A 23,227-nucleotide genomic window follows, 5' to 3' on the forward strand; every position below is an offset into this window, starting at 1 on the left:
TAAAAAACGCCGGTCAGTGACCGGCGTTTTTCATTCACATCACCAGGAGCCGTCACGCAACATGCAAGCGCAACTCATGCTGAAAGCGCGCTTCATCCAGTTGCGCCACGGCCGCAGCCAGTTGCTCATCGCTGCCACTGCCCGTTAACACGGCCATGGCCCCGGCCAGATTCAGCCGCTGCAGCACGTCTTCCAGTGCGCCGCCGCGTTGTGCCAAAAGCGCAGAGGTCAGCAACAGTTCAATGCGGGCGATCACGGCTTGCGCTGCGGTATCCAGCCGCGGCGTGATCGCGGCAAAGCCGGTGTTTTGCGAGACCTGCTCCAGCGCGCTCAACACCGTGGCCGCGTGGTGGCCGTGGGCGATCAATGGCGTGGCGGCAGACAAGCGCACAAAGCGGCGCACGCGACGGTTGATTTCCTCCGGCAGCAATGCCGGCGTAATCAGCGGCGCCTCGGTGAACTCGCCCAGTTGATCGGCAAATACCGCCCAGCTGGCCTGGCTCAACACCGCCGGGCTGGCGAGCACCGCATGCACTGCTTCAGCCAGACCACGTTCCAGAGCCGTATCAATGGCGTGGCGGGTGGCGGCGGGCAAGGTGGTGATCAGGACATCATGGCGCTGCAGCCAGCTGTCCATGTCCAGCGCGGCCCAGGCAAAGGCAAAGGCCTCGGTCACCCGCAGCAGCGGCCAGCCGCGGCGGCGCACCAGATCATGGGCAAAGCCGATGCCGGCGCGGTCCACCAGTTCATTGGCAAGGCGCGTGGCGATGATTTCGTGCTTGAGCGCGTGTGCGGTCAGATCCAGCGTGCGTACCGGCTGCGGGAAATACCGCGTCAGCAGATAGTGGTGCCACGGTTGCACGGCGCCCGCACCGGCCAGCACGGCAGATTTGATCGCCATCTTGCTGTGGGCCAGCAGCACGGCCAGTTCAGGCTCGTACAGCGTGTGCTGTTCGCGTTGCTGGATGACGGCATCGGCCGGCAGTTGTTCCAGCTGGCGATCCAGCCCGGTGCTGTTTTCCAGTTGCTGCAGCAAGGCGCAGGGGTCGGCCAGCAAGCCGGGCTGATGGCGGTGGCGCAAAATGCGGCGTGCCTGGGCGCGGTTGGTGGTCAGCACGGCTTGTTCGACCGCACCGGTCATATCGGTCAGCAGGGCGCTGGTGGCCGCAGCCGGCAAGGCGGCCTGGCGCAGCAGGATTTTCAGATTGACCTCGTGATCGGAACAATCCACGCCGGCCGAGTTATCCACGGCATCGGTCATTACCCGCACGCCCTGGCTGGCCAGCGCCACGCGGGCGGCTTGGGTCAGCCCCAGATTGCCGCCTTCCACTACTACCTGCGCGCGCACTTCGTGGGCGTCCAGCCGGATGCGGTCGTTGGCGCGGTCGCGCACTTGTTCGTGCGTTTCCTGCGCGGCTTTCACGTAGGTGCCAATGCCGCCGTTGTAGAGCACCGTGACCGGCGCGGCCAGCAGGGCGCGGATGAGCGCGTCCGGGGTGAGGGTGTTCTGGCTCAGGCCCAGCCACTGGCGGGTGGCGTCCGACACCGTAATCTGGCGCTCGCTGCGGGCGTACACGCCGCCACCGGCAGAGATCAGCGCGGTGTTGTAGTCGGCCCAGGACGAGCGCGGCAGGGCAAACAGGCGCTGGCGTTCGGCATAGGCCTGGGCGGTTGCGGGCGCGGGGTCGATGAAAATGTGGCGATGATCAAACGCCGCCAGCAATTGCAAGTGCGGCATCAGCAACATGCCGTTGCCGAATACGTCGCCGCTCATATCGCCAATGCCGACTGCGGTGAAGCTGTCTTGCGTCCAGTCGATCCCCAGTCCGGTAAAGCGCAGGCGGGCGGTTTCCCACGCGCCCCTGGCGGTAATGCCCATCTTTTTGTGGTCATAACCGTTAGAACCGCCAGAGGCAAAGGCATCGCCCAGCCAGAAGCCGCGCTGGACTGAAATGGCATTGGCCAGATCGGAAAAACTGGCCGTGCCTTTATCGGCCGCGACCACCAGATACGGATCATCCGCATCGTGGCGCACGACCTGGGCTGGCGGCGTCATGACGCCATCGACCAGGTTGTCGGTCAGGTCCAGCAAGGCGTTGATAAACAACTGATAGCACGCCACGCCCTCGGCCTGGGTGGCTTCGCGGCTGGCATCAAACGGCAGTGCCTTGCACACAAAACCGCCCTTGGCGCCGGTCGGGACAATCACGGCGTTTTTCACCAGTTGCGCTTTGACCAGCCCCAGCACTTCCGTGCGGTAATCTTCGCGCCGGTCTGACCAGCGCAACCCGCCCCGGGAAACCGCACCACCGCGCAGATGCACGCCTTCAAATCGCTCTGAAAACACGTAAATTTCGCGGAATGGTCGTGGTTTTGGCAGGAAATCCAGCGATTGTGCATCCAGCTTGATGGCCAGATACGTGGGCAAAGTGTCGTGGGTGCTGTGGCAGAAATAAGTGCTGCGCACGGTAGCGCCCACCAGCTGGCGCAGTTTCTCCAGCAGGTCTGCCGCGTCGGCATCGGCCAGGGCGGCAATCTGCCGTTCCAGCTGGGTACGGGCGACGCGTTCCAGTTCTTCTGCGGCAGCCCGGTTGCGGCTCATCAGCGGGTCCAGCCGCGCATGGTGATAACCCAGCCAGGCACGCACGGCGGCGGGCTGGCGGCGCAGGCAATCGGCCATATAGCGCAGGCTCATGTGCCAGCCGGCCTGGCGCAGATAACTGGCGTAGGCGCGGATCAGCATGATTTCATGGGCATTGAGCCCGGCGACCAGGGCCAGCCCGTTCAGGCGGCCGTCTTCGGCTTCACCACTGAACAGGCGGCGCAAAAAGTCCGCCAGGCGTGAGGGATCGGTAAGGGTTGCCAGTTGCGCGGCAGAGGCGTCATCAAACCACAAGAGCGAGCGGCGGGTTTGCCGGCCGGCGCGTTCTTGCTGTTCTTCACGCTCAACTTGCAGGCCCATGTTGTGCAGGGCGGGCAAGAGCGCGGACAAAGAGGGGATAGCGGGGTGCTGCGCGAGGGTGATGCCGTAACCGGCATCGGTGTTGACCAGCGTAACTTCAAGCGGATGGGTAGTTTGCGTGAGGCTGGATTGCTGCATGGTTTTTGACCAGTGACAAAGGTGTAGCCATTGTCAGTGGGCAAAAACGGCGCTGCTTGTGCAAAAGCGACAGGTTATTTGTGTGGTTACGCCATTTGCATGCTGCGTACGGGAAGTCAGTAATGGGTGTTTCCCTGGTTTGGGGCCACTAACGCGTCAAAGCGGCGCAGGTCGCAATGAGGCGTCAGTCAGAACACGGACTGAACGGGGCGTTGACGTGGCTGCGGGCCTGCCGCCAACCCCCGCCGTTCACTCGCCTTCCTTCAATTTCTTCACGTGCTTGTATACCGTCGCCCGCCCCATCCCCAGCACATTGGCCACGTAATCTGCCGCACTCTTGCGCTGGAATGCGCCTTCTTCATACAAGGCTTCAACCAGCGCCTGGCGGTGATTGCGGGAGAGCGTATTCAGCGACAATTGCCGCTCTGACAACCAGCCGTGCATGAAGGTGTTGATGCGCTCCTGCCAGTCATCCTTGAACAGCGCCGCAGGCTGGGCGATGACGCCAGCGCCCTTGATAAACAGGCTGAGCGCCGACTGCATGTCGTCAAACACGGCGATGTTGAAGTTGATGCACATCACCCCCACGGCATGCTGCTCATCATCGCGTAACACCATGCTGACCGAACGCATGCGCCGGCCGTCCCAGTTCAGTTTCTCGTACGGGCCCATGATGCGTTCGGCGCTGTCCTGGCGCAGTTCTTCCAGGGCAGAGTCGTCACCGATCTGCCGTCTGGACAGGTTATTGGCCAGGTACACGACGCGCTGGTCTTCCAGGTTGTGGATGACCACTTCAGCGTAGGGGAAGAACAGCGTGGCGATGCCATCGGCCACGTGGCGATAGCGCTCCAGCAGCAAGGCTTTGCCGGTCGCATTCTTTTTCTGGGTCATGCACGGTCCTGCGAAGGTCTGGGTCGGAGATCGCCGCGTAACATGCCACAAACAGCGCCGAAACTGGCGATGAAATTACTGTCCGGTCTGCAACACCTGATAAAGCGCATGTGCAATGGCGATGTCTTCCAGACCCAGCCCGATCGAACGGAAGAATGCGTGCTTCTTGTAATCCGGCAGGGCGCAGCGGTGGTTGGCCAGATCGGCCAGGTCCCCGATCACATTGCTGGCAGACCAGCCATAGCGATCTGCCGCGACCACCATCTCGCCAGCGCTGGCGGGCGTAGTGCGTTTGTAGTCGCAATACACCGCCATGCCGGGCAGGGCCGCCGGCGGAATCTCATGCGCGCGGACCACGTTGGTGCTGATCGAGGTAATCAGCGCCGGGCGGGTCAGGTCGGCCGGGTCCAGCACGGGCGTGCCCGATGAGGTGCACAGCATGATCACATCTGCGTCATGCACGCATTGTTCAGTGCTGGCGGAAATCTCGACACGGCTATCAAGCGCACGCCAGGCGGCTTGTTGTTCGGGTTGCGCGGCCAGGCTGGGCGAGTAAACGCGGATATGGCTCCAGCTACGCAGCCGGGCGACATGGCGCAAGTGCGCCTGCGCAACGGCACCACTGCCGATAATGGCCAGGCGGCTGGCCGTTGGTGCGGCCAGATAGTCGACCGCCAGCGCCGTGGTGCCTGCGGTGCGTTCGGTAGTCAGCAGGCTGGCATCACACAGCAGCAGCGGCTGGCCGGTTTGCATGGACATCAGCATGGTCCACGCGGTGATCACCGGCTTGCCCGGGTTGACGATGTACGGCGAGAGTTTGGCGCCAAACACGCCGGCATGCGCCAGCACGCCTTGATAGGTGATGAAGTCGCCCGCGTCCTGCGGAAACAGGGTCAGCGTTTGCGCCGGTTGCACGGCTTTGTCGTGGCCCAGGGCGTGGAAAGTGTCTTGCAACACCTTGCGCACATCCAGGCGGGGCAACAGGGCGCGCACCGTGGCGGCATCTGCAATCAAAGGGGTGGGGGCAGCAGCGGAATTCATGAAAAAACCTTTGGTAAAACGTTGACGACAATGACGCCCTGACGGCGATGAAACAAACAGGACAACAACGTGAAAAACAGTATTTGCAAAACCGGAGCCCGCCGGTTGTGGCGGGCTCCGGGCCGGGTTGAACAGGCGGGCCGGGTCAGAAATCCAGCACCAGTTTGCTGGAGCGCTGCCCCGGTTGCAGCGCGTGGCCTGCCACAAACGCGGCGCGTTGGCCGTTGCGCACCAGCCGGTGCAGCTGGCGCACCACCAGCACGCCGTCAACGTCGCTCACAATCGGCACGCGCTCGTTGAACTGGTCGCCATCAATGGTGACGATCTCGGCAATGGTTTCGCCCTTGAGCACTTGCTGGCCGGGTTCTTTCAGGTACACCACCACGCCGGAACACGGGCAGGGGATGTGCGATGCGGCTTCCAGCGGGTAAACCTGTGCCGCGCCATGCGGACGCGGTTTGCCGGTGGCCGCTTCCTGGCTCAGCACGCCTTCTTGTGCCAGAAAATCCAGAATGGCTTCGGCATCGTTCTGCGCCAGTTCATCGCTGATATCAATCTGCCCGCGTAGTTCTACCGTGGTGGCAAAGCCGGCGGTTTCCGGCGTAAACAGACCCGCCTCGACCAGTACGGACCAGGCATTGGCGTGCATCTGGTCAAATGAATTGCCGCCAGAATAGCCACCGCTTTCCGGTTCCTCGACCAGCACCACAGGCGCGCCGATCTGGTTGGCCAGCTTGCAGGCACGCGCACTTTGCAGGCGGGAGGCATACAAGTGGGCGATCGCATCGGTGTCGCAGTGCAAATCCAGAACCACGTCATGGGCCATTGCCAGCCGTGATAATTCCAGCTTCATGGCACCGGTGACGTGGCGCGGCGGTTGCTGCGCATCCAGTTGTTCCTGGAAAAACGCTTTCCAGTCGCGCGCGGTCATGCCGGCGCCTTTGCCGCTGTTCACTTGCTCGCGCACGGCGTCAGACAGCGTGGGGTAGTTGCGGTTGAAGTTCTCGCCGTTTTCAAAATCAAAGCGTCCGACAATCGGGCCGAAGACGCGCTGCGCCATGCCAATGGGGTTGGCGTAGGGCACCAGCGTAACGCAGCCGGCAATGGCGCCTTGCTGATCCAGCGCTTTGAGCAACACCAGCAAGTGCTGGATCACCAGCAAGCCCGGGTGCTCATCGCCGTGCAGGCCGGCCTGGATGTAAGCACTCTTGCCCGAGTGCGGGTTACCAAACGTGTGCGTGACGAGGCGGGGTGCGATGCCAGGCCCCATGCCCGGCAACGAAATGTCTTGTTTCAGGTATGTCATGAGGATTCCTCGATACCGTTACAGTGCCACTTGCCAGTCCCGAAGCCTTGCGTGCCAAGACTTCGCCTGTGTTCGCCACGGTGTATCCGCGGCCCGACGGGCGATGCCGTTTTGTAGAATGAAAATCCATTATGGATATAAAATATCTTTTTCACAATGGCAGAGCCGCCCTTGACCAGGCCGCTGGATCTGCCTGGTGTGCTTTCAGCATATGTGAAATTTTTGCGCTTACAGGGTTGTTTTTAAAAAGCAAAAACAAAGGCGGCAGGCGCCTTGCCGGCCGGTTGTCTTGCTGCGCCGCAGCAGCCGTGGGCCCGACTGAAAAGCGGCAAGGGCGGTGCACTTGCGACAGTTTTTGTCGTGATCACGCAAGAACGACCGCCGGGGTATGGGCATGCTGGGAACCGGTTGCACATTGGCCCTGGTTACCCGATAAAGACCAGGCCGATGGCCCGGGCAGCTCAAGGACAAGCCGCCATGCTTCACCAGAACAAAACACAGAAAACCACCGCAAACGGCATGCGCTGAACACAGACAAAAAATCAGGCGTGGCGTGTTGAAGGGGTACGACCTTGCGAAGCACCGGTATGACGTTGTTTTGACAACGGTAATTTTCCCGCTGCTGCAATGCAAAAAACAGCGCAAAAGTGGTGGAAGCCCGAATTGTCAGAATTCATGCATCCCGGCATCGTATAACGCGTGTGTGCGCGCCTGAACCCGGTGGACGGGTGGTGCGGCACCAGCTTTATGCATCAACTTGTGGTCTGGAGGAAAACATGAACTGGAAGATGGCTTTTTGCGCGGGCGCTTCTGCCCTTGTCTGTGTGATGGGTGCCGCGCACGCCCAGGAGACGTTCAAGATGGGTCTGGAAGCCACCTACCCCCCGTTTGAGAGCAAATCGGGCGACGGCAAGCTGCAAGGCTTTGACGTTGAAATCGGCAACATGATCTGTGAGCGCATGAAGGTGAAATGCGTTTACGTCGAAAACAGCTTTGATGGTCTGATCCCGGCGCTGCAAGCCCGCAAGTTCGACGCCATCAACTCGGCCATGAACATCACCGCCAAGCGTAAAGCGGCGATTGATTTCACCAGCCCGGTCTACATCGTGCCGATCCAGATGGTGGCCAAGCGCGGCTCCAACCTGATGCCGACGACCGCCAGCCTGAAGGGCAAGACCGTGGGCGTGCTGCAAGGCTCGTCCCAGGAAGACTACCTGAAGAAGCATTGGGCCACGGCCGGTGTGAAGGTGACGTCGTATCAGGATCAGGACCAGGTTTATGCTGACCTTGTGGCTGGCCGTATCGACGCCGCCGTGCAAGAGTCGCAAACCGCCATGGATGGTTTCCTGAGCAAGCCGGCCGGCAAGGACTTTGACTACGCCGGCGCCCCGCTGTCTGACCCGGATACCCTGGGCGAAGGCACGGGTCTGGGCATGCGCAAGGGTGATCCGCAGCGCGCCAAGGTGCAGGCTGCCATTGATTCGCTGAAGAAGGATGGCTCGTTCAGCAAGCTGTCCATGAAGTACTTCAAGCGCGACATCATCGCCAAGTAAGGGCCATCAGCCCGTCTGTAGCCTTGTGGCAGGGCGGGTTTGTGGTTCAAGGTGGCGTGCGTTGCCGGTGCGTCCTGCACGGGCAACGCCAGCCTGGCGGGTGATCTGCTGATCACCTGGCCGGGTGCCTTGTCTGATTTTTCTTTCGGGTTTGTCCATGCACGCAGACGTCATCGTTCTGGGCGCCGGTATTGTCGGCGTCTGTACGGCCATTCATCTGCAGGATCGCGGCCTCAAGGTGGCGCTGATCGACCGCCGCGCGCCGGGCGAGGAAACCAGCTTTGGCAATGCCGGGCTGATCGAGCGTTCCGCCGTGGTGCCTTACGGTTTTCCGCAGGACTTGCGCACCGTGCTGCAGTACGCGCGCAATCATTCGTCCAGCTTGCGCTATCAGCCGGCGGCTTTGCCGGCCATGACGCCGTGGCTGCTGCGCTACTGGCGGGAATCCCGCCCCAACCGGCTGGCCAAAGCCGCTGCTGACATGTTGCCGCTGATTGAAAACAGCGTTGCCGAGCACGATGCGCTGATCGAACGCGCCGGCATGCAGCATCTGGTACGTGATGCGGGCTGGCTGGAGGCCTACCGCACGCCGGCCCTGTTTGCCGAAGAAGCCGCCAAGGCCAGCAAACTGGCTGAGCAACATGGCCTGAAAATGCAGATACTGACGGGGGAGCAACTGCGTGCGCTGGAACCCTCGATCAACGAATGCTTTGTGGGTGCCTTGCACTGGCTGGACCCGAAAACCGTCAGCGATCCGGGCGCGCTGGTGGCCGGTTATGCCGCACTGTTCGTGCGCGAAGGTGGCACGCTGGTCCAGGGTGACGCGCTGACGCTGATGCGTGAGGGCTTGTCCTGGCAAGTGAGCACCGAAGCGGGTGTGATCAATGCGCCGCGTGCCGTAGTCGCGCTGGGGCCGTGGTCGACTGAACTGACCGCGCAATATGGTTACCACGTGCCGCTCTTGGGCAAACGCGGTTACCACATGCATTACCGTCTGGGGGCAACGCCGCTGGTGATCCCGGTGGTCGATCTGGAAGAAGGCTACGTGCTGACGCCCATGCGTGGCGGTTTGCGTCTGACCACAGGCGTGGAACTGGCCGCCAAAGGCGCTGCGCCCAACCCGGCGCAACTGGATCAATCAGAACAAAAAGCACGTGAAGTCTTTGATTTTGGCCCGCGTACCGACATGCAACCGTGGATGGGCCGGCGCCCGTGCACGCCAGACATGCGACCGCTGATGGGCCCGGCACCGCGGCATGAAGGTTTGTGGTTTGCCTTTGGCCACAATCACCATGGCCTGACATTGGGGCCGGTGTGCGGCCGCTTGCTGGCGCAGATGATGACGGGCGAAACCCCGCTGACTGATCCGCGCCCGTACAGTCCGGCGCGGTTTGCCTGAACACGCCCGCTCAGGGCCATAAAGAATACAAGTCTGCGCCGTGTTAACGGCCAGCTTCCCCATTGGAGACAAGGGATGTTTTATGGATATGGCGGAGTGCTGCTGCTGGGGGTATGGCAAACCATACAACTGGCGCTGCTCTCCTTGCTGGTCTCGGTGCTGATCGGCCTTGCCGGCGCATCGGCCAAACTGTCGCGCTCAACCCCGTTGCGCTGGGTTGCCACCGCCTACACCACGCTGATCCGGGGCGTGCCTGATCTGGTGCTCATGCTGCTGATTTTCTACAGCATCCAGATTGGTCTGAACCAGGTGACCGATGCGCTCAAATGGGACCAGATCGACATCAACCCGTTTCTGGCGGGGGTGCTGACGATTGGTTTTATCTACGGCGCGTATTTCACTGAAACCTTCCGTGGCGCGTTTATTTCTGTGCCGCGCGGGCAACTGGAAGCCGGCCATGCGTTTGGCATGACCGGGGGCCAGGTCTTTCGCCGCATTCTGTTCCCGCAAATGATGCGCTTTGCGCTGCCGGGCCTGGCGAACAACTGGCAGGTGATTCTCAAGGCTACCGCGCTGGTGTCCATCATCGGCCTGTCTGACCTGGTGAAAGCGGCCACCGATGCAGGCAAGGGCACCTTCAACATGTTCTATTTCATGATCTGGCTGGGCGCCATTTACCTGGTGCTGACGTCGCTCTCCAACCTGGTCCTGAACAAACTGAACAAGCGTTACGCCGTGGGCGTGCGGGGGGCGCAGCTGTGATCGAAACCCTGCAAACCTACTGGCAAGCCTATCTGTATAACGATGGCTCGCAGATGTCGGGCCTGGCCATGACCTTGTGGCTGCTGGTGCTGTCGCTGGCCATCGGCTTTGCAATGGCGCTGGTGCTGGCGACAGCGCGCGTATCGCAATACAAGGCGTTGTCGATCCCGGTACGCATTTATAGCTATGTGTTCCGTGGCACACCGCTGTATGTGCAACTGTTGCTGATCTACTCCGGCATTTACGGCATTACCTTTGTGCAAAAGACCGAGCTGCTGAGCATGTTCTTTCGCAACGGGTTCAACTGTGCCGTGCTGGCCTTTGCGCTGAACACCTGCGCCTACACGACGGAAATCTTTGTCGGTGCGATCCGCAATATTCCGTACGGTGAAGTGGAAGCCGCGCGCGCCTTTGGCATGTCCTGGTTCACGCTGTATCGCCGCATTATTTTGCCGTCTGCACTGCGCCGCGCGCTGCCCATGTACAGCAACGAAGTCATTCTGATGTTGCATGCCACCAGCATTGCGTTTGCCGCCACCGTGCCGGATCTGCTCAAAGTGGCGCGCGACGTCAACGCCGCCACCTACCAGCCATTCACCGCCTTTGGCATTGCCGCCGTGCTGTACCTGGTGGTGTCGTTTGTGCTGGTTTACCTGTTCCGGATTGCCGAGCGTAAATGGCTGGCTTTCCAGGCCCCGGCCGGTCGGTGATCGCCCATGCATGACATCAACATGAATCTGAAGAACACCACGGGCAATGGCCCGACCCTTTTTGCTGGAGAACCCGTATGTCTGCGTTGAGCGTTCAGGATATTCACAAACGCTATGGCGATCATGAAGTGCTCAAGGGCGTCTCGCTGGAGGCCAAAGCGGGCGACGTGATCAGCATTATCGGTTCGTCCGGTTCTGGCAAAAGCACCTTCCTGCGTTGTATCAATTTTCTGGAGCAACCCAACGCCGGCAAGATCATTGTCGGCGGCACTGAAGTGTTGACCGTGCCGGACAAGAACGGCGCGCTCAAGGTGCGTGATCCCAAACAGTTGCAGAAGATCCGCACCCGGCTTTCCATGGTGTTCCAGAACTTCAATTTGTGGTCGCACCTCACTGTGATCGAAAACATCATTGAAGCGCCGATGCATGTGCTGGGCCTGACGCGCGCCGAAGCCGAAGAACGCGCCCGTCATTACCTGGAAAAAGTCGGCCTGACACCGCAGACCGAAGCCAAATACCCGGCGCACATGTCCGGCGGCCAGCAACAACGCGTCGCCATCGCCCGTGCCCTGGCCATGCAACCGGATGTGCTGCTGTTTGACGAGCCGACTTCCGCGCTGGACCCGGAACTGGTGGGCGAAGTCTTGAAGGTCATGCAAAAACTGGCCGAAGAAGGCCGCACCATGGTCGTGGTGACGCACGAGATGGGCTTTGCCCGCAATATCTCCAACCATGTCATGTTCCTGCATCAGGGCCGCACCGAAGAAGAGGGCGCCCCGGATGAGGTGTTTGGCGCGCCCAAAAGCGAACGCCTGCGCCAGTTCTTGTCTGGCAGCCTGAAGTAACGCGGCAACGGGGCCATGGCGAACACGCCGTCCGCGCCGGTCAGCGCCACCACCTTGCGGGTGGCGCTGGTCCTCCTGGCCCCGTGTTCTTTGCTGACGCTGGCGAGCGTGCTCGACACCCTGCGCCAGGCCAACGAACAAGAAGGGCGGCTGCTGTACCAGTGGCAGACCTTCACCCATGACGGCCGCCCGCTGCGCACCAGCAGCGGCATCGAACTACCGGCCGATGACGCCTTCAGCCATGCCGTTCAGTGCGACACCCTGATCGTGCTGGCCGATGAATGCCGCGCCTTTGACGGCTCCCCCTTGTTTGTCAGCGCGCTATCCAGCGCCGGCCGCCATTGCCGCCGCGTGGTGGGCATGGGCCCGGGCGTGGCCTGGCTGGCGCAAGCCGGTTTGCTGGATGGCTATCGGGCCAGTATCAACTGGGAAATCTTCAGCACCTTCAGCGAACAGTTTGAACGCGTCATCCCCACGCAAAACGTATTTGAACTGGACCGCAACCGGCTCACTTGCGCCGGCGCGCTGGCCACGGTTGACGCCATGCTGGCGCTGATCGCCCAGGATTGCGGTGCCGATCTGGCCGAACGCGTCGCCACCCATCTGGTCGCCGGCCCTTTGCGTACCAGCACAGACCGCCAGCGCATTCCATTTGTCACCGGCCCCGGTGAGCGTCACCCCAAACTGGCCGATGCGCTGCATCTGATGGAATCGAACATTGAAGAACCGCTGACGACCGATGACATCGCACAACTGGTCGGTGTCTCCCGCCGCCAGCTGGAACGCATTTTCCGCCAGCATCTGGACGCCATGCCCTCGCGCTATTACCTGGCGCTGCGTCTGGAAAAAGCCCGCGCGCAATTGCAGCGCTCCAGCAAATCCGTATTGCAGATTGGTCTGGCTTGCGGTTTTACCTCGGCCGCGCATTTTTCCAACGTCTACCGCGACCACTTCGGCGTTACCCCGCGGGAAGACCGCCGCAATTACCAGGCGGGACGGGAGGTGTGAGGTGTGAGGTGTGAGGTGTGAGGTGTGAGGTGTGAGGTGTGAGGTGTGAGGTGTGAGGTGTGAGGTGTGAGGTGTGAGGTGTGAGGTGTGAGGTGTGAGGTGTGAGGTGTGAGGTGTGNGTGTGAGGTGTGAGGTGTGAGGTGTGAGGTGCGGAAAAACGTGCATACCCCTGACCCGTCATCCCCGCAAAGGCAAGAATCAAATCCGCCGCCTTCACGCACAAAACGCAACTTTGCGTCGTGAACAAGCAAGATGCCGCACCGCGCAATTTCTAGAATGACAGGGTGCGCAAAAAAACCTGCGCCTTCTGATTTCCCAATGGATGGCCCCCATGCTTCTGGTAAGACCCGGCAGGCTCTCAGACCTGGACCAGCTTGAAGTGATGGCGCGCGCGGCGCGGCCATTGCTGCATTCCTTGCCGCCAGACCGCGCGGCGCTGGAAAAACGCCTGGCGCTGTCGCAAGACTCTTTCCGTGCCGATGTCACCACGCCGGGCGAGGAGTTCTATCTCTTTGTGCTGGAAGACACCGACACCGGCCACTTGCATGGCACGGCCAGTATCGTGGCCTCTGCCGGTTACAGCGAGCCGTTTTACGCGTTCAGAAACGACGCGCTGATTCACGCCTCGCGTGAACTCAAGGTGAACCGCAAGGTGCATGCGCTGACCATCTCCCACCAGCTCACCGGCAAAAGCCGGCTGACCGGTTATTACATTGATCCGCAACTCAACGGCACCACGGCCACGCGCTTGCTGTCCCGCGCGCGGCTGTTGTTTGTGGCGCAGCACCGTGAACGCTTTGCGCCGGAAATCTTCACCGTTTTGCTGGGCATGACGGATGAACAGGGCGATTCGCCATTCTGGGAAGCCGTCGGCCGCAAGTTCTTCCAGCGTGATTTTGCGGATGTCGAAATCGCTTCAGGCGGGCGCAGCGCGACGTTCATTGCGGAAGTCATGCCCAATTACCCGCTGTATGTGCCCTTGTTGCCGCCCGCCGCGCAGCGCGTGCTGGGCGAGCCGCATCCCAATGCAGAACTGCCGTATTCCATTCATGTGGAAGAAGGCTTCGAGCCCGATGGCTTTGTCGATATTTTCGACGCCGGCCCGGTGCTGACGGCAGCCGTGGACATGTGTGAATCCGTGCGCCACAGCCAGCGTCATACCGTCGCAGCGGGGGAGGCGGCGGACGGCGGTTTGCGCTGGCTGGTGGCCAATACCTTGTGTGACGACTTTCGCTGTGCGGTGGTGGAACTGCCGGCCGAGCTGGATGAACCGATCCGCTTGCCTGACGGCATCACCCAGCATCTGGAACTGGCCGCAGGCGATGAATGCTGCTGCGTGCCGCTGCAACTTTCGGGAGCACGCCGATGATCGTGGTTCGTAGCGTACAGCCGCATGATCTGGACGCGCTGTTTCATCTGGCCGGGCAAACGGGCGAGGGCATGACCAGCTTCAAGCCGGATCGCCCCGCGCTGACCGCACGTATCGAGCGCGTGCGCCGCACCATCAGCGGCGAAGCGCCGCTGGCCGACCAGGGCTATCTCTTTGTCATGGAAGACACTGCCAGCGGTCGCGTGGTGGGCGTCTGCGGGCTGGAAGTGGCCGTGGGTATGACCCAGCCGTTCTATAACTACCGCGTGGGCACCGTGGTGCACGCCAGCCGCGAAATGAACGTCTGGACACGCATGAGCCTGTTGTACATGTCGCATGACCTGACGGGCTACGCCGAATTGTGTTCGCTGTTCCTGGAACCGGCGGCGCGTATCAACGGCAATGGTGCGTTGTTGTCGAAATCACGCTTCATGTTCCTGGCGCAGTTTCCTGACCGCTTTGGTGAACGTATCTGCGCCGAAATGCGCGGGCATTTCAACGAGGCGGGCGAGTCGCCGTTCTGGCGTGATGTGGGTTCGCACTTTTACCAGATCGGTTTTGACGATGCGGATTACCTCAGCGCGCATGGCAAGAAATCCTTCATGGCCGAGCTGATGCCGCGCTCGCCCGTGTATGTAGACCTGCTGCCGCAAGACGTACAAGAGGCCATCGGCAAAACGCACAAGGACACCGAGCCGGCGCGCGTATTGCTGGAGGCCGAAGGCCTGCGCTTTGAAAACCATGTCGACATCTTTGATGCCGGCCCGGTGCTTGAAGCGCATATCGACAACCTGCGCGCCGTGCGCGAAAGCCGGCTGGTGAGCGTGGTGGTGGATGACGCCGCCGCCAGCGAGGGCGAGAAATGGCTGGCGTCCGGCACCGACATGGCTGATTTCCGGGTGATCCTGCTACCGCGCCCGCCCCAGGACAACACCCTGCGCCTGACGCCCGCCGAGGCCGGCGCACTCAATATCACAACAGGCCAGCACGTACGCGTGCTGCCGCTTTACCCGACCAAAAGGACCTGAACATGGCAACCCAAAGCAATGGACTGTTTCTCAACAACGCATGGGTTACGGCGCACGGCGCCGCATTTGCCTCGGTCAATCCGGCCACGGGTGAAACGGTATGGCAAGGCCACGCCGCCAGCGCGGACGATGTGAATGCCGCCGTTGAAGGTGCTCGCCATGGTTTTGCTGGCTGGGCCCGCCGTCCGCTGGATTACCGCGTGGCGGTGGTACGCCGCTTTGCCGATTTGCTGGCCGCCAACAAGGAAGCGCTGGCCCGTGCCATTGGCATGGAAACTGGCAAGCCGTTGTGGGAAGCCCGCACCGAAGTCCAGGCCATGATCGGCAAAGTTGAAATCTCGATCCAGGCCTATGCCGAGCGCACCGGTGAAAAGCGCGGCGCCATGGCCGACGGCACCGCCGTGTTGCGCCATCGTCCGCATGGCGTGGTGGCCGTGTTCGGGCCGTACAATTTCCCCGGGCATTTGCCCAATGGCCATATCGTGCCCGCGCTGATCGCCGGCAACGCCGTGGTGTTCAAACCGTCTGAGCTGGCGCCGATGGTGGCCGAACTGACGGTTGAGTTGTGGCAGCAGGCCGGTATTCCGGCTGGTGTGATCGCACTGGTCCAGGGCGAGCGCGCCACCGGTGAAGCGCTGGCTGGCCACAAAGGCATTGATGGCCTGTTCTTTACCGGTAGCTCCGCCACCGGCACCTTGCTGCATCGCCAGTTTGGCGGCCGGCCAGAGATCGTGCTGGCGCTGGAAATGGGCGGCAACAACCCGCTGGTGATCGCGCCGACCGAACATCTGGACGCTGCCGTGCATCACGCCATCCAGTCCGGTTTCTTGTCGGCTGGCCAGCGCTGCACCTGCTCGCGCCGCATCTTTGTGCCGAACACGCCGTTTGGCGACCAGTTTGTCGCCCGCTTTGTCGAGGTCGCCAGCCGGATCAAGATCGGCCGTTTCGACGCCGCAGAGCAACCTTTTATGGGTCCGGTGATCTCAAAGAAAGCCGCCGCGCAACTGGTGGCCGCGCAAGAGAAACTGATCGGCCTGGGCGCCAAAGCCTTGCTGACGCTGCGCCAGCCTGATCCGCAACTGGGTTTTGTCACACCAGGCATTCTGGACGTGAGCGCTGTGGCCAGCCTGCCGGACGAAGAATATTTTGGCCCGCTGGTGCAGTTGATCCGCTATGAACACTTTGCCGATGCCATTGCCGGTGCCAACGACACCGCCTATGGCTTGTCGGCCGGCCTGCTGGCCGATGACCCGGCGCTGTGGGAAGAATTCAGCGTGGGTATCCGCGCCGGTGTGGTGAACTGGAACCGCCCGACCAACGGGGCTTCATCTGGCGCGCCGTTTGGCGGCGTGGGCCGCTCTGGCAATCATCGCCCCAGCGCCTATTACGCGGCGGACTACACCGCCTGGCCAATGGCGTCGGTCGAGTCTGAAACCCTGACCTTGCCGGCCAGCTTGTCGCCGGGGCTGGATTTTGGCGGGTGATGGCTATCCCGGTTCACCCCACGGCAGGTCATACCGCGCCGGCAGGCGCCAGGTTAAACAACAAACTCAAGCTTGAGGCACCGCAGCAATGAGCGCACGCGAAGCAAATTTTGATGGTCTGGTCGGCCTGACCCATAACTACGCCGGCCTCTCGTTTGGCAATGTGGCCTCGCAGAACAATGCCGCCAGCGTGGCTAACCCGCGCGCCGCAGCCAAACAGGGCCTGCGCAAGATGAAAGCGCTGGCCGACATGGGCTTTTTGCAGGGCGTGCTGGCGCCGCAAGAGCGCCCGTCGATGCGCTTTTTGCGCTCGCAAGGTTTCACGGGCACCGATCACGAGATGATCCTGCGCGCCGCCAGAACCGCGCCGGGTATTCTGGCTGCGGCCAGTTCTGCGTCCTCCATGTGGGTGGCCAACGCCGCAACCGTCAGCCCGTCGGCTGATACCCCGGATGCCCGCGTGCATTTCACGCCGGCCAGCTTGTCCAGCAAGTTGCACCGCGCCATTGAAGCGCCCACCACCACGCGCGTGCTGCAAGCCGTGTTCCCGTCGGAACGCCACTTTGCGTTTCACCCGCCGCTGCTGGGTACGCCTGCGCTGGGCGATGAAGGTGCGGCCAACCACACCCGTTTTTGTGCCGATTACGGTCAGCGCGGCGTAGAGTTCTTCGTCTACGGCCGCAGCGAGTACAATGGTGGCCCGGCTCCGGTGAAATACCCGGCGCGGCAGACGCTGGAAGCCAGCGCCGCCATCGCCCGCGTGCACGGTTTGCAAGAGGACGCATTGGTGTTTGCGCAGCAGCACCCGGACGTCATCGACGCTGGTGTATTTCATAATGACGTGATCGCCGTGGGCAACCGCGACATCCTGTTCTGCCACCAGCAAGCGTTTCTGGATCAGGCGGATGTGTACACCGCCATCCGCAACAAGCTGGCGCCGCTGGGTGCAGATCTGAAAGTGATTGAAGTACCCACGGCGGATGTGTCAGTTCAAGATGCGGTGTCGTCGTACCTGTTCAACAGCCAGTTGCTGACCCGCCCGGACGGCCAAACCGTGCTGGTGGTCCCGCAGGAATGCCGCGACAACCCGCGCGTTTCGGCCTATTTGGACCGCCTGAAAGCCAGTCGCGGCCCGATTGACGACGTGCTGGTGTTCGAATTGCGTGAAAGCATGCGCAACGGCGGCGGCCCCGCCTGCCTGCGCCTGCGCGTGGTCCTGAACGAGGCTGAACAGGCCGCTGTGAACCCGCAGGTGTGGATCAACGATCAAAGCTTTGCCCGCCTGGATGACTGGATCGGCCGCCATTACCGCGACCGTCTGGTTGATACCGATCTGGCAGACCCGAAACTGCTGGATGAATGCCGTACCGCGCTGGACGAACTGACCCGCATCCTGCACCTGGGTTCGGTGTACGACTTCCAGCAAGCTGGAGCCTGATGATGCTAGAGGATTTCCTGCATTTCACCCTGCATAACGAAACCCCGGAACCCACCGCCGGCACCGCGCCCTCTGGCGTGCGCTGGCGCTGGCTGGGGCAGGGCATGCTGGAACTCTCGCCGCCGCGTCAGGTAGACACGCATATGGTGCTCTCCGCCGGCATCCACGGTGACGAAACCGCGCCGATCGAGATCCTGCGTGATCTGGTGGCAGACCTGGCCAGTGGCGCCTTGCCGCTGGCCATCCGCGTGCTGGTGCTGTTGGGTAACGCGCCGGCCATGACGGCCGGCAAACGTTATCTGGATGACGACCTGAACCGCCTGTTCTGCGGCGCGTACCGCAAACTGCCCCACTGCGCCGAATCCCCCCGGGCCGCCGCGCTGGAACGGGCCGTGGCCGGTTTCTTTGATGAAGCCGCCGGCGCGCGCTGGCATCTGGACTTGCACACCGCCATCCGCCCCTCCGTGTTTGAACGCTTTGCGCTGTTGCCGCACCGCACCGCGCCCTACCGCGAAGACGTGTTCGACTGGCTGGCCGCGCTGGATATCTCTGCCGTGCTCAACCACCGTGAGCAGAGCAACACCTTCACGTATTTCTCTTGCAGCCAGCACAACGCCCTGGCCGCCACGCTGGAACTGGGCAAGGTCATGCCGTTTGGCATGAACGACCTGACCCGCTTTGCCAAAGTCACCGACGGCCTGCGCCTGATGCTCTCCGGCCAGCCCCTGCCACAAGGCGCACCACGCCCGCGTATTTTTGATGTGGTGGGGCAACTGGATAAACAATCCGAACGGTTTGTGCTGGTGGTGGGTTCACAAATGGCCAATTTCACGGCCTACCCCAAGGGCACCTTGATTGCGACGGATGACGGGTATCAGTACGCCGTGGCGCATGAGGAAGAGCGGATTGTGTTTCCGAACCCGAAGGTGAAGGTGGGGTTACGGGCGGGGTTGATGGTGGTGGAGCGGGTGGTTTGATTTTTTTGTGAGGGGTTGTTTGGTGGTACGGGCTGGTGTCGGGTAGGTTTTTTGGGGGGGGTAGCGACAATCTGCCTTGGCTGTTGTTTGAAACCTTGAACTGGTGTTAGCGCCTGGCGGCGCGGGTGTTTTACATGTCGGGGGGTGCCCGACAGCAAGTGCCTTTCTTTTGGGTCGTCAAAAGAAAGGCACCAAAGAAAAGGCGACCCCTGCGACGGCGCCCGCTACGCGGGTTCCCTGTGCTTCTCGCAAGGCGCGGCTGGCTCCAGGGAACTCGGGCTAAAGCCCTCAAACACCCTTACGCCGAAACCCCGCGCCTTGCTGCGATGCTCGGCGCAGTCAAGGGGAGCGCAAGTCAAAAGCAACGGCAACCCCGAAAATCAACGGCAACGGCAACGGCAACGGCAACGGCAACCAAAGCCAGGTTATCTGGATACAGGTTTTGTAGGGTGGATTCGGAGCGAAGCGACAATCCACCAACGCAACGGTGGATTGCTTCGCGAAGCCACCCTACGCCACGGCCCGCAGCAATGATTAGCGTGCCCCATCACTTCATCATTCCGGACCTCGGCGGCCCCCTTGGCCGGAATCCAGAACGGCCACCGCAGGTGGCCTTGGCGACGGTGGATTGTCGCTCTGCTCCGAATCCACCCTACGGGTTGGCGCTTACATCCTCGCCCGCGAAGGGACCGTGCCGGCCTCGTGCTGGATTCCCGCCTCCGCGGGAATGACGAGTTGGTGGGATGCACGCTGCGTAGATTTCGTCGTTGTCGTTGTCGTTGTCGTTGTTTTGGATTTTGCAGTTGCAGTTGCCTTTGACTTTCTCCCCCCATTAAAGCCAAGCGCCGAAGGAGTGGAGGGAGACCTTAGGCTCCCGACCGACTGAGGGAAGCCCGGAGGGCCGCCGGGCTGGGGTCGCCTTTCTTTGGTTACTTTCTTTGGCGAAGCAAAGAAAGTAACGTGCTCCGGCCACCGCCGGTATCAAAACACCCGCGCCGTCAGGCGCTAACAGTGGTTAAAGGTTTTCCGACCCATCCTCCCCCGCGACCACCTATGATGACCCGGTACTCAAGCAAAAGGTCACCCCCCATGTGGTCCCACGAAGAATCCATCACCACCACCGCCACCCCGGCCCGCATCTGGCAACTGTTTGCCGACGTCCCCGGCTGGAAAAACTGGAACGCGGGGATTGATTACATCGAAATCCACGGCCCGTTTGCAGCGGGGACGACGTTTGCCATGCAACCGCCCGGCCAGGATGGCTTTGTCAGCACGCTGACGCAGGTCACGGCGCTGTCCGGGTTTACCGATGAAACGGTCATTGATGGCACCACCGTCGTTGTCGATCACCGCATCACGCCGCTGTCTGACACGCTCACCCGCATTACCTACAGCACCACCATCAGCGGGCCGCAGGCCGATGAGTTCGGGCCGATGGTGACGGGCGATTTTGCCGACGTGCTGGCGGCGCTCAAGGCGCTGGCAGAGCGGGGCTGAGTGGCATGCATACGGCGCTGGTGATCGCCGCTGGCCTTGTGCTGCTGGGGCTGGCGTTGCTGGTCGGGCACTGGCTGGGCGGCACGGTGCCGCTGGTGTGCCAGGTGTTCATTGGCGTCTGGCTGGTGGCGGCGCTGATCAATATGTGGTTCGGCGTGAATCGCGCCGGGTATCCGGTGCTGGAAGAGCTCCCCATGTTGCTGGTGGTGTTCGGTATCCCGGCCATTCTGGCGGTATGGATCTGGTTCAAAGCGTAAGTCCCTGTACTGCAGTTTGCGTATTTTCTCCTTTCAGGCCAGTCCCTTAAGCGGTTCTCGGCCATGCCAAATTAAACTTCCGCACGTTCAGTTGGTCCCCATGCACTTTGCATAATCGGCCCCGCTGACAGGCACTTTGCGTCGCAGGTGTCGGGTCAGTCGTCAGCTTTGCTGGCGTCGATCCACGCTTCGATACGCAGGTGCCGTCATGTCTTTTCCGTCTCTTTCCAGAGCCTGGCTGTTTGCCCTGGCTTTTGGCGCGCTGATGCTGCTGAGCTTTGGCGCGCGTGATCCTGTTACCCATTCCACCCTGATCTGGCCAGCCGGCGGCATCTTGCTGGGTACGCTCATGCTGGCGCCGCGGCGGCAGTGGCTGGCGTTTTGTGTGCTGGCAGGCTGGCTGCATTTCGGCGGAGGCTTGTTTATCGACCGGCCCGTCGCCGTGTCCGCGCTGTACGTGCTGTTCAACCTGATCACCATGGTCGGGATCGCCGCAGTCTGGCGCTGGCGCAATCCAGGCCGCACCGCGCTGACTGAACCGGCGGCGTTGTGCTGGTTTGTGGTGCTGGTGCTGGCGGGCAGCGTGCTGGGCGCGCTGGCTGGCGCAGAGGGCATCCGCGCGCTGGGTTATGGCCCGGTGTCGGCAGGGGTGGATGTGCTGTCGGTATCGACTGCCGTGGGCGCGCTGGTGGGCGCGCCGCTGGTGCTGGCCTGGGCCGATCACGGTTTGCGCCGTGCCAGCGTGCGCGGGCAAAGCCTGGCGGGGCTGGCATGGTTTGTCTTGCTGGTCATCAGCGCGGTGCTGGCGTTTGACAGCGACACCATGCAGGCGCTGTTGGGCGCGGGCACGTTTGAGCTTTCTTATCTGCCGCTGGTGTTTCTGGTGCTGGTGGCGCTGTCCTGGCAACAGCGCGGCATGACCACGGCCTTGCTGGCGCTGTCTGCCATTGCCTGTTTCAACACCGGACAGGGCGATGGCCCGTTTGCCCACGCCGGCCACGTGCTGGGCGATCCGCTGCTGGAAGTACAAATGTATCTGGGCATTGCCGCCTTGCTGGGGTTGTTGATGTCCGTCATCAACGCCGCGCGGGAGGCTGCCCTGGCCGACGCACTGGCCTGGAAAGTGCGGGCCGACGGCATGCTGCTGGGCACCCAGCAACTGATGTACGAGGTCGATCCGGCCACCGGCGTGATTGTATGGGCCGGGCCCATGCCGGCCTTGATGGGCTTGTCTGCCGCGCAACTGCCGCATCTGGATGACTTCTTTGCCCGCATCCACCCGCAAGACCGTCACCGCGTCACCGATTACGCAGCCTTGCGCCAGGCCGGGGGCATTTCGGCGTTTACCCAGACTTTCCGCTTCAAGGCGGGTGACGGTTCCTGGGTGACGCTGGAAGACACCGGCGCGCCAGTCATTGATTTTGACGACAGCGTGTACCGCGTCAGCGGCTTGTTGCGCCTGGCAGCCACCGCCAACCAGGGGGTGTACTGACATGGCCGCACAACGCATTGGCGTGTTGCTGGTTCACGGTCTGGGTGGCACGCAATATGACCTTGGTTCCTTGCACAAGACGCTGCAAAAAGCAGGGGTAGAGACGCATTGCATCACGTTGCCAGGGCACGGCGGCCAGCCGCAAGACCTGATCGGCGTGATGATGGAAGACTGGCTGGAAGCCGTGGAAAAACAGTATCTTGAGATCGCCCCGCAGTACGACGTGCTGCACATCATGGGCATGTGTCTGGGGTCTTTGATTGCCGTGGAACTGGCCAAGCGCATGCGCCACGCCAAAGGCCGGCTGATTGCGCTGGCGCCGCCGGTGTTTCTGGATGGCTGGTCCACGCCGTGGTATCGCGCAGTGCGGCATCTGGTGTACCGGTTGCCGGGCCTGGCGCGGCGCATGCGCGTGGCAGAAGAAGAACCCTACGGCATCAAAAGTGATCTGGTGCGCGCCATGGTCAAGGCCAGGTTCGCGCGCGGCGACAATTTTCATTATCCGTGGGTGCCGCTGTCGTGCATTGAACAGGTGGATCGCCTGCGCGCGGTGGTGCAGCGGGATCTGGATCGCATCCAGTGCCCGACATTGATCGTGCACGCTGACGAGGATGAACTGACCAGCCCGCGCTCGGCGTACTTCCTGGCTGAACGCATTGGCCATGACCGCACGCGCGTGGTGATCCTGCAAAACAGCTATCACATGATCTGCGTGGATAACGATCGTGATCAGGTGGCGATTGAGGTGTTGCGCCACCTGCAACTGGACACCGCCGTGGTCAAGGTGCGTGAGCGTAAAACCAGCCAGCGGGTGCAGGAACGCTTGCGCCGGGCCAACGCCGGATTGGCGCAAAATGCGCTGCTGTGAATTTTTACACGTGGCTTGCGAACCGCGCCACAGCGCCCGGTATGCCTAAAGCATAGGCGGAATCCGACACGCTAATGTGAATGTCATGGTTTGCATCTGCGCGTAACCGGATGTTATAAACAAGTCCCTTTTCAAGACGGGGCTTAACCGCAAGCCCCTGCGGCCGCACTGAACCGGCCGCACCCAAAGCGCGCAGTAGCGC

Annotated in this window: 19 protein-coding genes; 15 read left to right on the forward strand and 4 right to left on the reverse strand. The window is 61.8% G+C overall.

From position 1 onward, the window contains the following. Positions 1-52: 52 nt before the first annotated feature. The 4 genes from IEX57_RS00205 to IEX57_RS00220 form a co-directional block, all read right to left on the reverse strand. Positions 53-3,100, reverse strand: coding sequence for an NAD-glutamate dehydrogenase domain-containing protein (locus IEX57_RS00205; protein ID WP_188701129.1), 3,048 nt, complete (start codon positions 3,098-3,100; stop codon positions 53-55). A gap of 249 nt (positions 3,101-3,349) precedes the next feature. Beyond that, a complete protein-coding gene (locus tag IEX57_RS00210) occupies positions 3,350-3,991 on the reverse strand; it encodes a helix-turn-helix transcriptional regulator (RefSeq protein WP_188701131.1) in 642 nt (213 codons plus the stop codon). A gap of 75 nt (positions 3,992-4,066) precedes the next feature. Beyond that, the gene (locus IEX57_RS00215) at positions 4,067-5,032 is read right to left on the reverse strand and encodes an ornithine cyclodeaminase family protein (RefSeq protein ID WP_188701133.1); all 966 of its coding nucleotides are present in this window, start codon (positions 5,030-5,032) and stop codon (positions 4,067-4,069) included. A gap of 145 nt (positions 5,033-5,177) precedes the next feature. Next, positions 5,178-6,338 carry a succinylglutamate desuccinylase/aspartoacylase family protein gene (locus IEX57_RS00220; protein WP_188701134.1) on the reverse strand — a complete coding sequence of 387 codons (1,161 nt, stop codon included), beginning with the start codon at positions 6,336-6,338 and terminating at the stop codon, positions 5,178-5,180. Positions 6,339-7,114: 776 nt separating this feature from the next. On the opposite strand from IEX57_RS00220, the gene IEX57_RS00225 reads away from it, so the two are divergent. From IEX57_RS00225 to IEX57_RS00295, 15 genes are all read left to right on the forward strand, one after another. Continuing rightward, entirely contained in the window at positions 7,115-7,891 is a 777-nt protein-coding gene (locus tag IEX57_RS00225; RefSeq protein ID WP_188701135.1) for an ABC transporter substrate-binding protein, read from the forward strand. Between the two features lie 157 nt (positions 7,892-8,048). Then, the gene (locus IEX57_RS00230) at positions 8,049-9,290 is read left to right on the forward strand and encodes an NAD(P)/FAD-dependent oxidoreductase (protein ID WP_188701137.1); all 1,242 of its coding nucleotides are present in this window, start codon (positions 8,049-8,051) and stop codon (positions 9,288-9,290) included. A gap of 75 nt (positions 9,291-9,365) precedes the next feature. Beyond that, positions 9,366-10,052 carry an ABC transporter permease gene (locus tag IEX57_RS00235; RefSeq protein ID WP_188701140.1) on the forward strand — a complete coding sequence of 229 codons (687 nt, stop codon included), beginning with the start codon at positions 9,366-9,368 and terminating at the stop codon, positions 10,050-10,052. Further along, positions 10,049-10,762, forward strand: coding sequence for an ABC transporter permease (locus tag IEX57_RS00240; protein WP_188701142.1), 714 nt, complete (start codon positions 10,049-10,051; stop codon positions 10,760-10,762). The genes IEX57_RS00235 and IEX57_RS00240 overlap by 4 nt, the downstream gene beginning before the upstream one ends. Positions 10,763-10,839: 77 nt before the next feature. Then, positions 10,840-11,607, forward strand: a complete 768-nt coding sequence (locus tag IEX57_RS00245; RefSeq protein ID WP_188701149.1) for an ABC transporter ATP-binding protein — start codon at positions 10,840-10,842, stop codon at positions 11,605-11,607. A 15-nt stretch (positions 11,608-11,622) separates the two neighbouring features. Further along, positions 11,623-12,615 carry a GlxA family transcriptional regulator gene (locus tag IEX57_RS00250; protein WP_188701151.1) on the forward strand — a complete coding sequence of 331 codons (993 nt, stop codon included), beginning with the start codon at positions 11,623-11,625 and terminating at the stop codon, positions 12,613-12,615. A gap of 331 nt (positions 12,616-12,946) precedes the next feature. Beyond that, a complete protein-coding gene (aruF, locus tag IEX57_RS00255; RefSeq protein ID WP_188701154.1) occupies positions 12,947-13,984 on the forward strand; it encodes an arginine/ornithine succinyltransferase subunit alpha in 1,038 nt (345 codons plus the stop codon). Next, positions 13,942-15,012 (forward strand): arginine N-succinyltransferase, encoded by a 1,071-nt coding sequence (astA, locus tag IEX57_RS00260; RefSeq protein ID WP_229708499.1) that lies wholly within the window; start codon positions 13,942-13,944, stop codon positions 15,010-15,012. Before aruF ends, astA begins: the two co-directional genes overlap by 43 nt. Positions 15,013-15,014: 2 nt before the next feature. Next, entirely contained in the window at positions 15,015-16,496 is a 1,482-nt protein-coding gene (astD, locus tag IEX57_RS00265) for a succinylglutamate-semialdehyde dehydrogenase (protein WP_188701156.1), read from the forward strand. A gap of 88 nt (positions 16,497-16,584) precedes the next feature. After that, on the forward strand, positions 16,585-17,934 hold the full coding sequence (gene astB, locus IEX57_RS00270) for an N-succinylarginine dihydrolase (protein WP_188701158.1): 1,350 nt from the start codon (positions 16,585-16,587) through the stop codon (positions 17,932-17,934). Next, a complete protein-coding gene (gene astE / locus IEX57_RS00275) occupies positions 17,934-18,911 on the forward strand; it encodes a succinylglutamate desuccinylase (protein WP_229708502.1) in 978 nt (325 codons plus the stop codon). The genes astB and astE overlap by 1 nt, the downstream gene beginning before the upstream one ends. A 1,089-nt stretch (positions 18,912-20,000) precedes the next feature. Then, positions 20,001-20,408 (forward strand): SRPBCC family protein, encoded by a 408-nt coding sequence (locus tag IEX57_RS00280; protein ID WP_188701160.1) that lies wholly within the window; start codon positions 20,001-20,003, stop codon positions 20,406-20,408. 5 nt (positions 20,409-20,413) lie between these two features. Then, positions 20,414-20,665 carry a hypothetical protein gene (locus IEX57_RS00285; RefSeq protein ID WP_188701162.1) on the forward strand — a complete coding sequence of 84 codons (252 nt, stop codon included), beginning with the start codon at positions 20,414-20,416 and terminating at the stop codon, positions 20,663-20,665. 208 nt (positions 20,666-20,873) lie between these two features. After that, on the forward strand, positions 20,874-22,157 hold the full coding sequence (locus IEX57_RS00290; protein ID WP_188701164.1) for an MASE1 domain-containing protein: 1,284 nt from the start codon (positions 20,874-20,876) through the stop codon (positions 22,155-22,157). A gap of 1 nt (position 22,158) precedes the next feature. Further along, complete coding sequence (locus IEX57_RS00295) at positions 22,159-23,025, forward strand: alpha/beta hydrolase (RefSeq protein WP_188701166.1); 867 nt, start codon at positions 22,159-22,161, stop codon at positions 23,023-23,025. The last annotated feature ends 202 nt before the right edge of the window (positions 23,026-23,227 follow it).

The sequence above is a fragment of the Silvimonas iriomotensis genome (genome assembly GCF_014645535.1).
Classification (GTDB): domain Bacteria; phylum Pseudomonadota; class Gammaproteobacteria; order Burkholderiales; family Chitinibacteraceae; genus Silvimonas; species Silvimonas iriomotensis.

Excerpts from the sequence above, each read along its gene's own strand:
- IEX57_RS00280 (WP_188701160.1), top strand. The coding sequence starts at position 20,001 with ATGTGGTCCCACGAAGAATCCATCACCACCACCGCCACCCCGGCCCGC.
- aruF (WP_188701154.1), top strand. The coding sequence starts at position 12,947 with ATGCTTCTGGTAAGACCCGGCAGGCTCTCAGACCTGGACCAGCTTGAA.
- IEX57_RS00205 (WP_188701129.1), bottom strand. The coding sequence starts at position 3,100 with ATGCAGCAATCCAGCCTCACGCAAACTACCCATCCGCTTGAAGTTACG.
- IEX57_RS00220 (WP_188701134.1), bottom strand. The coding sequence starts at position 6,338 with ATGACATACCTGAAACAAGACATTTCGTTGCCGGGCATGGGGCCTGGC.
- IEX57_RS00250 (WP_188701151.1), top strand. The coding sequence starts at position 11,623 with ATGGCGAACACGCCGTCCGCGCCGGTCAGCGCCACCACCTTGCGGGTG.
- IEX57_RS00210 (WP_188701131.1), bottom strand. The coding sequence starts at position 3,991 with ATGACCCAGAAAAAGAATGCGACCGGCAAAGCCTTGCTGCTGGAGCGC.
- IEX57_RS00245 (WP_188701149.1), top strand. The coding sequence starts at position 10,840 with ATGTCTGCGTTGAGCGTTCAGGATATTCACAAACGCTATGGCGATCAT.
- astA (WP_229708499.1), top strand. The coding sequence starts at position 13,942 with ATGCTGCTGCGTGCCGCTGCAACTTTCGGGAGCACGCCGATGATCGTG.
- IEX57_RS00215 (WP_188701133.1), bottom strand. The coding sequence starts at position 5,032 with ATGAATTCCGCTGCTGCCCCCACCCCTTTGATTGCAGATGCCGCCACG.
- IEX57_RS00285 (WP_188701162.1), top strand. The coding sequence starts at position 20,414 with ATGCATACGGCGCTGGTGATCGCCGCTGGCCTTGTGCTGCTGGGGCTG.
- astD (WP_188701156.1), top strand. The coding sequence starts at position 15,015 with ATGGCAACCCAAAGCAATGGACTGTTTCTCAACAACGCATGGGTTACG.
- astE (WP_229708502.1), top strand. The coding sequence starts at position 17,934 with ATGATGCTAGAGGATTTCCTGCATTTCACCCTGCATAACGAAACCCCG.
- IEX57_RS00225 (WP_188701135.1), top strand. The coding sequence starts at position 7,115 with ATGAACTGGAAGATGGCTTTTTGCGCGGGCGCTTCTGCCCTTGTCTGT.
- IEX57_RS00235 (WP_188701140.1), top strand. The coding sequence starts at position 9,366 with ATGTTTTATGGATATGGCGGAGTGCTGCTGCTGGGGGTATGGCAAACC.
- IEX57_RS00295 (WP_188701166.1), top strand. The coding sequence starts at position 22,159 with ATGGCCGCACAACGCATTGGCGTGTTGCTGGTTCACGGTCTGGGTGGC.
- IEX57_RS00230 (WP_188701137.1), top strand. The coding sequence starts at position 8,049 with ATGCACGCAGACGTCATCGTTCTGGGCGCCGGTATTGTCGGCGTCTGT.
- astB (WP_188701158.1), top strand. The coding sequence starts at position 16,585 with ATGAGCGCACGCGAAGCAAATTTTGATGGTCTGGTCGGCCTGACCCAT.
- IEX57_RS00290 (WP_188701164.1), top strand. The coding sequence starts at position 20,874 with ATGTCTTTTCCGTCTCTTTCCAGAGCCTGGCTGTTTGCCCTGGCTTTT.